The 4,938-nt window shown below is 63.3% G+C and carries 6 protein-coding genes; 5 read left to right on the top strand and 1 reads right to left on the bottom strand.

What is annotated here, in order from left to right; translation table 11 throughout:
• Nucleotides 1–38: 38 nt before the first annotated feature.
• Entirely contained in the window at nucleotides 39–650 is a 612-nt protein-coding gene (locus FFK22_RS40950; protein ID WP_138893549.1) for a TetR/AcrR family transcriptional regulator, read from the bottom strand.
• A 49-nt stretch (nucleotides 651–699) separates the two neighbouring features.
• Between FFK22_RS40950 and FFK22_RS40945 the strand changes: the two genes are divergently transcribed.
• The 5 genes from FFK22_RS40945 to FFK22_RS40925 all read left to right on the top strand — a co-directional run bounded on the left by FFK22_RS40945 (nucleotide 700) and on the right by FFK22_RS40925 (nucleotide 4,721).
• Complete coding sequence (locus FFK22_RS40945; RefSeq protein ID WP_138893550.1) at nucleotides 700–1,545, top strand: oxidoreductase; 846 nt, start codon at nucleotides 700–702, stop codon at nucleotides 1,543–1,545.
• 79 nt (nucleotides 1,546–1,624) lie between these two features.
• Complete coding sequence (locus FFK22_RS40940; protein ID WP_138893551.1) at nucleotides 1,625–2,209, top strand: TetR/AcrR family transcriptional regulator; 585 nt, start codon at nucleotides 1,625–1,627, stop codon at nucleotides 2,207–2,209.
• A 155-nt stretch (nucleotides 2,210–2,364) separates the two neighbouring features.
• On the top strand, nucleotides 2,365–3,000 hold the full coding sequence (locus FFK22_RS40935; protein ID WP_138893552.1) for a hypothetical protein: 636 nt from the start codon (nucleotides 2,365–2,367) through the stop codon (nucleotides 2,998–3,000).
• 93 nt (nucleotides 3,001–3,093) lie between these two features.
• Nucleotides 3,094–3,951, top strand: coding sequence for a cytochrome b/b6 domain-containing protein (locus tag FFK22_RS40930; RefSeq protein ID WP_138893553.1), 858 nt, complete (start codon nucleotides 3,094–3,096; stop codon nucleotides 3,949–3,951).
• Nucleotides 3,948–4,721: a molybdopterin-binding protein gene (locus tag FFK22_RS40925; protein ID WP_138893554.1), complete on the top strand. Its 774-nt coding sequence runs from the start codon at nucleotides 3,948–3,950 to the stop codon at nucleotides 4,719–4,721. The genes FFK22_RS40930 and FFK22_RS40925 overlap by 4 nt, the downstream gene beginning before the upstream one ends.
• Nucleotides 4,722–4,938: the final 217 nt, after the last annotated feature.

Raw genomic sequence — 4,938 nt, 5'->3', positions numbered from 1 at the left:
GATCGCCTACTTCCGGCTCGCGGAGACAAAGGGCACCCTCAAGGACTTGGCCGTTCGGTAAAGCCGAGCAACAAGGTGCTCGCGATCTCTCGCGCGTTGGAGGCGAGAGCTTCGTCCGGCAGCTCGCCGGCGGTCCAAAAAGACATCACCCCGCGAAAGGCGAAAGCGAGCTGCCCTGGCAAGCACCGCAGCGCCTGCTCCCGCCGCGTTGCGGTCAAGCCTTCCCCCGCGCCCAGCGCCAGCGTCCACAAGGCCGTGGAGTGCGCCAGGACCTGTCCGGGGGAGGGGCCGGCAGTACCGATCCACCCCATCACCACCCGGTTCACCCCCGGCTCCTCGAGCATCACCTCCACCGCCGTGTCGATGGCGAACAGCACGCGGTCGGCTGCGTCCGGGAGCGGTGGCGCCTCGGCAAAGCGCTTCGCCATCGTATCGATCCGCCGTGCCGAAAGGGCATGCATGATCGCGGCCTTGCTCCCGAACTGGTTGAAAGGCGTTGCGAAGCTGACGCCAGCCTCGGCAGCGAGGTCGCGCATCGAGAAATCGGCCTTGTCCTCGCGGAGCAGCCGTTCCGCTGCATCGGTGACACGCTGGCGAAGCGGCTCGCCCCTGATGCCGGTGGCAGAATTTTGGGTGTTGCCGCGTGCCATAGCAGTATCTATATCATGATATAGTTATCATCACGGCTTGGAGTTAACCATGACGGCTGCCGCCTCTAAAACATTCCTCATCACCGGTGTCAGCTCGGGTCTGGGACGAGCATTTGCCGCAGGCGCGCTTGAGGCCGGCCATCGTGTGATCGGCACCGTGCGGCGTGAGGGCGACGCGGAAACCTTTGCCGCGCTCGCGCCCGGTCGTGCCCATCCACTTGTGCTGGATGTCACCGATTTCGATACGATTCCGGCGGTTGTGACCGGCGCTGAGCGACAGGCTGGTCCGATCGACGTGCTGGTGAACAATGCTGGGTATGGCCATGAGGGTGTGCTGGAGGAATCCTCCATGGACGACCTCCAGCGCCAGTTCGCTGCCAATGTGTTTGGTCCGGTCGCAATGGTGAAGGCGGTGCTCCCGGGCATGCGCGAGCGGCGTCGCGGTCATATCATCAACGTCACTTCGATGGGCGGCTTCATCACTATGCCCGGAATCGCCTTCTATTGCGGCAGCAAGTTCGCTCTCGAAGGCATTTCCGAAGCGCTCGGCAAGGAAGTGGCGGGGTTCGGGATCCGGGTGACGGCACTCGCTCCCGGCCAGTTCCGCACCGATTGGGCCGGACGATCCATGGATCGCACACCCCGCAGCATCGCCGACTATGATGCGGTCATGGACCCGATCCGCGCCGGACGACAGGCAAAGAGCGGCAATCAACCGGGTGATCCGGCCAGGGCCGCCCAGGCGCTGCTCGCATTGGTCGAAGCCCCGAATCCGCCGGTTCGCCTTTTTCTGGGCGATGACGCCCTGGGACTGGTCGAACAGAAACTCGACGGGATGAGGGCCGAAATCACCGCTTGGGAGGCGCTCTCGCGCTCCACCAGCTTCGCGTTATAAGCGCCTGAGGCTCCGACACGAGGCTCTCCACGCGATCTCAGGGCTTGACATCCTGCCGACTAGTAGGTAGGCATGCGTCATGAGCAGCCCATCGACCACCGCGGACGACATCCTTGCCTGCGCGCGCACCCTGATCATAGCCGGTGGCTACAACGGCTTCAGCTATGCGGACATCGCGGAGGTTGTCGGTATCCGGAAGCCCAGTATCCACCACCATTTCCCGACCAAGGCGGATCTGGTGCGCACGCTGGTTTCCCGATACCGGGAGGAGGCCGTGGCCGGTATCGCATATCTGGAAGAACAGACCTCCGATCCGCTCGAACAGCTTCGGCGCTATACGGGGTATTGGGCAGCCTGCATCAGAGACGCCAGCGCGCCATTCTGTGTGTGCGCCCTCCTGGCGAGCGAGCTGCCGGTTCTCCCGGTGGAAGTGGTCCTCGAGGTGAGAGCCCATTTCCGGATGATCTCGGCCTGGCTGACCTCGGTCCTGGAGCGTGGGCAGCAAGTGGGCAGGCTTGCGCTGACGGATACGCCCCGTATTGAAGCGGAAGCCTTCATGGCGACCGTTCACGGGGCGATGCTGTCGGCGCGCGCCTATGACGATCCTGAGGTGTTCGCCGCCGTCACCGCTCCGCTGATCGATCGACTTTGCAACCGGCAATGAGGGCGGTTTGAGCTGTCGCAGTAAAACGGCTGCTCAGCATTCACCGGCCGACTTTCCGCGATGCCCTGGAGGCATTCCGGGACAGGCGCAGTGTTCACGACTGGTCGTGAATTTTGCGTTTCGTGACTACCAACTAGTAGGTAAACGAGGATAATATGCGTCTCAAAGCCTTCCATTCCTTCGTCATTGCCGCGTCACTCGGCACATTGCTGACGACGGGCCTGACGTCTTCGGCATCCGCTCAGAACCAGAACGCCCAGCAGGTGCGTCTGCGGGGCAGCGTCGTCGAGGCCAGCGATACGATGCTCAAGGTGAAGACCCGTGAAGGGCAAACCGTCGATGTCACGCTCGCGCAGGGCTTCAACGTCTCCGGCGTGGCCAACGCTTCGGTGAGCGACATCAAGCCCGGCGACTATGTCGGCATCGCTTCGCTGCCAAAGGTGGGCGGCGGTGATGGCGCCCTGGAAGTGTTGATCTTCCCGCCGGCCCTCAAAGGGGCGGCGGAAGGCAGCTTCGGCTGGGATCTCAAGCCCAACAGCACGATGACGAACGCCACGGTGGCTGATGCCGTGAAGGGCGTAGAGGGTCGTACGGTGACGGTCACCTATCACGGACAGGAGAAGACGATCGCCATCCCCGAAGGCACGCCCGTCGTCACCTTCGCTCCGGCAACCCAGGCCGATCTGAAGCCAGGGGCCGTTGTCTTCATCCCGGCCGAGAAGGACGCGAGTGGCGCGATCACGGCGCAGCGGGTTGTCGTCGGCACCAACGGCGTCGTCCCGCCGATGTGATCCGCACCCCGCCGGCCGGGTGGATCCCCACCCGGCCGGTGGCATCTGCGACCGAGCGGCTCTGACCAATTCAGCCACACATCAGGACAGACCATGACCGAGGAGTTGCGAAACTCACGGCTAGCGCCCCGCTGGAGGACCATCCTTATCCGGCGTCATTCCATCGTTACCCGTCTGACGCATTGGCTGAATGTACTGTGCCTCAGCGTCCTGCTGCTGAGCGGGCTTCAGATCTTCAACGCCTATCCGCAGCTCCACTGGGGCCAGTACGGCGCCGACGCCGATCCGGCCTTCCTCAAGATCGGCGCGAGTGAAGGCGACGGGGAGCCGCACGGCTTCTTCAGAATCGGCGGTGTCACGGTTCCCACGACGGGTGTCCTGGGCCTGTCGAAGATCGACGGCGAGTGGACGCCGCGGGCGTTTCCGGCCTGGCTTACGCTTCCCTCATATCACGACCTTGCCGCCGGCCGGCGCTGGCATTTCTTCTTTGCCTGGGTCTTTGTCGTCAACGGCCTCGTGTATCTCGGTTACGGGCTCCTGAGCCGCCATTTTCGGCGTGACCTAGTGCCGGACCGCCACGAACTCGCACCACGCCACCTCTGGCGCGAAATTGTCGATCATGCCCGCCTGCGCTTTCCCAAGGGGGAGAAGGCCCGGCGCTACAATGCTCTTCAGAAGCTCACCTACATCGTCGTCATCGCGGCCCTGCTGCCTTTGATGGTGCTGACCGGCCTGACCATGTCGCCGGGCGTGGACGCGGCATTTCCGGTGCTTCTCGACATCTTCGGCGGGCGTCAGTCCGCCCGGACGCTTCACTTCATTACCGCATCCCTGCTCGTCGCGTTCGTCGCCGTCCACGTTGCCATGGTCATCCTCTCGGGTCCCTGGAACAACATGCGGTCGATGATCACGGGCCGCTATGCCATCCGACAGGAGGGGCCTGACGCATGACCAGTTTGACACGCCGTCGCTTCCTGATCGGCACCGCTTCTGGCGCGAGCGTGCTGGCGCTGACCGGCTGCAATGCGCTGGAGCAGAATGCCGGATTGGGAGCCGTCATCCGTTCAGCCGAGGCGCTGACGATGAAAGCCCAAAGGCTGCTTCTGGGTCGTGGGGCGCTGGCGCGAGAATTTGCCGAGACGGACATCTCGCCATCGTTTCGCGTGAACGGGACGAGCGCGCCGGACGGCGACGAGTACGCGCAACTCCTCGATGGCAAGTTCGCAAGCTGGCGGTTGAAGATCGACGGTCTCGTCGACCGGCCACGGGAGCTCTCACTCGCAGATCTGAAGATGCTCCCGGCCCGCACCCAGATTACCCGGCACGACTGCGTCGAGGGCTGGAGTGCCATCGGCAAGTGGACGGGCGTTCCGCTTGGGACCCTGCTGAGTTCCGTCGGGCTCAAGCCCTCAGCGCGATTTGCCGTCTTCCACTGTGCCGACGAGCTGGAGCGGACGCTCGACGGAAGTGGCCGATACTATGAAAGCATCGACCTCATCGACGCTTTCCACCCGCAGACGATCCTTGCTTACGCCATGAACGGCCAGGACCTGTCGGTGGGTCATGGCGCGCCGCTGCGCCTCAGGGTCGAACGGCAGCTGGGCTACAAGCAGGCCAAGTACATCACGCGCATCGAGATCGTCGATAGTTTCGCCGGCTTATGGGGCGGCAATGGCGGCTATTGGGAAGACCGCGGATACGAATGGTACGCCGGAATCTGATCGATGCGTCTGGTCTCGATACTGACCGACAGCTCGCTCTGATGGACCCGCGCCAGCCATAAATCGACGAAACAGTGATGAAATTCCAGAAGGAGGATCCCGATGTTCGCGCGAGACCCAACGCATGCCATCGAGTTGATTGACAAGGCGTTTCAGGAGGCGGACGTCGATACGCTCGTCAGCCTGTATGACGATGCCGCCGTTCTAATATCGACTG

It is taken from the genome of Mycobacterium sp. KBS0706 (genome assembly GCF_005938675.2).
Lineage (GTDB): Bacteria > Pseudomonadota > Alphaproteobacteria > DSM-16000 > Inquilinaceae > Inquilinus.
Note: the sequence above shows the minus strand (reverse complement) of the source record. Positions and strands in the feature narration are given on the sequence as shown.

What these genes read in the sequence shown, in the direction of transcription:
- FFK22_RS40945 (WP_138893550.1), top strand. Translation starts at nt 700, where the DNA reads ATGACGGCTGCCGCCTCTAAAACATTCCTCATCACCGGTGTCAGCTCG.
- FFK22_RS40935 (WP_138893552.1), top strand. Translation starts at nt 2,365, where the DNA reads ATGCGTCTCAAAGCCTTCCATTCCTTCGTCATTGCCGCGTCACTCGGC.
- FFK22_RS40930 (WP_138893553.1), top strand. Translation starts at nt 3,094, where the DNA reads ATGACCGAGGAGTTGCGAAACTCACGGCTAGCGCCCCGCTGGAGGACC.
- FFK22_RS40940 (WP_138893551.1), top strand. Translation starts at nt 1,625, where the DNA reads ATGAGCAGCCCATCGACCACCGCGGACGACATCCTTGCCTGCGCGCGC.
- FFK22_RS40925 (WP_138893554.1), top strand. Translation starts at nt 3,948, where the DNA reads ATGACCAGTTTGACACGCCGTCGCTTCCTGATCGGCACCGCTTCTGGC.
- FFK22_RS40950 (WP_138893549.1), bottom strand. Translation starts at nt 650, where the DNA reads ATGGCACGCGGCAACACCCAAAATTCTGCCACCGGCATCAGGGGCGAG.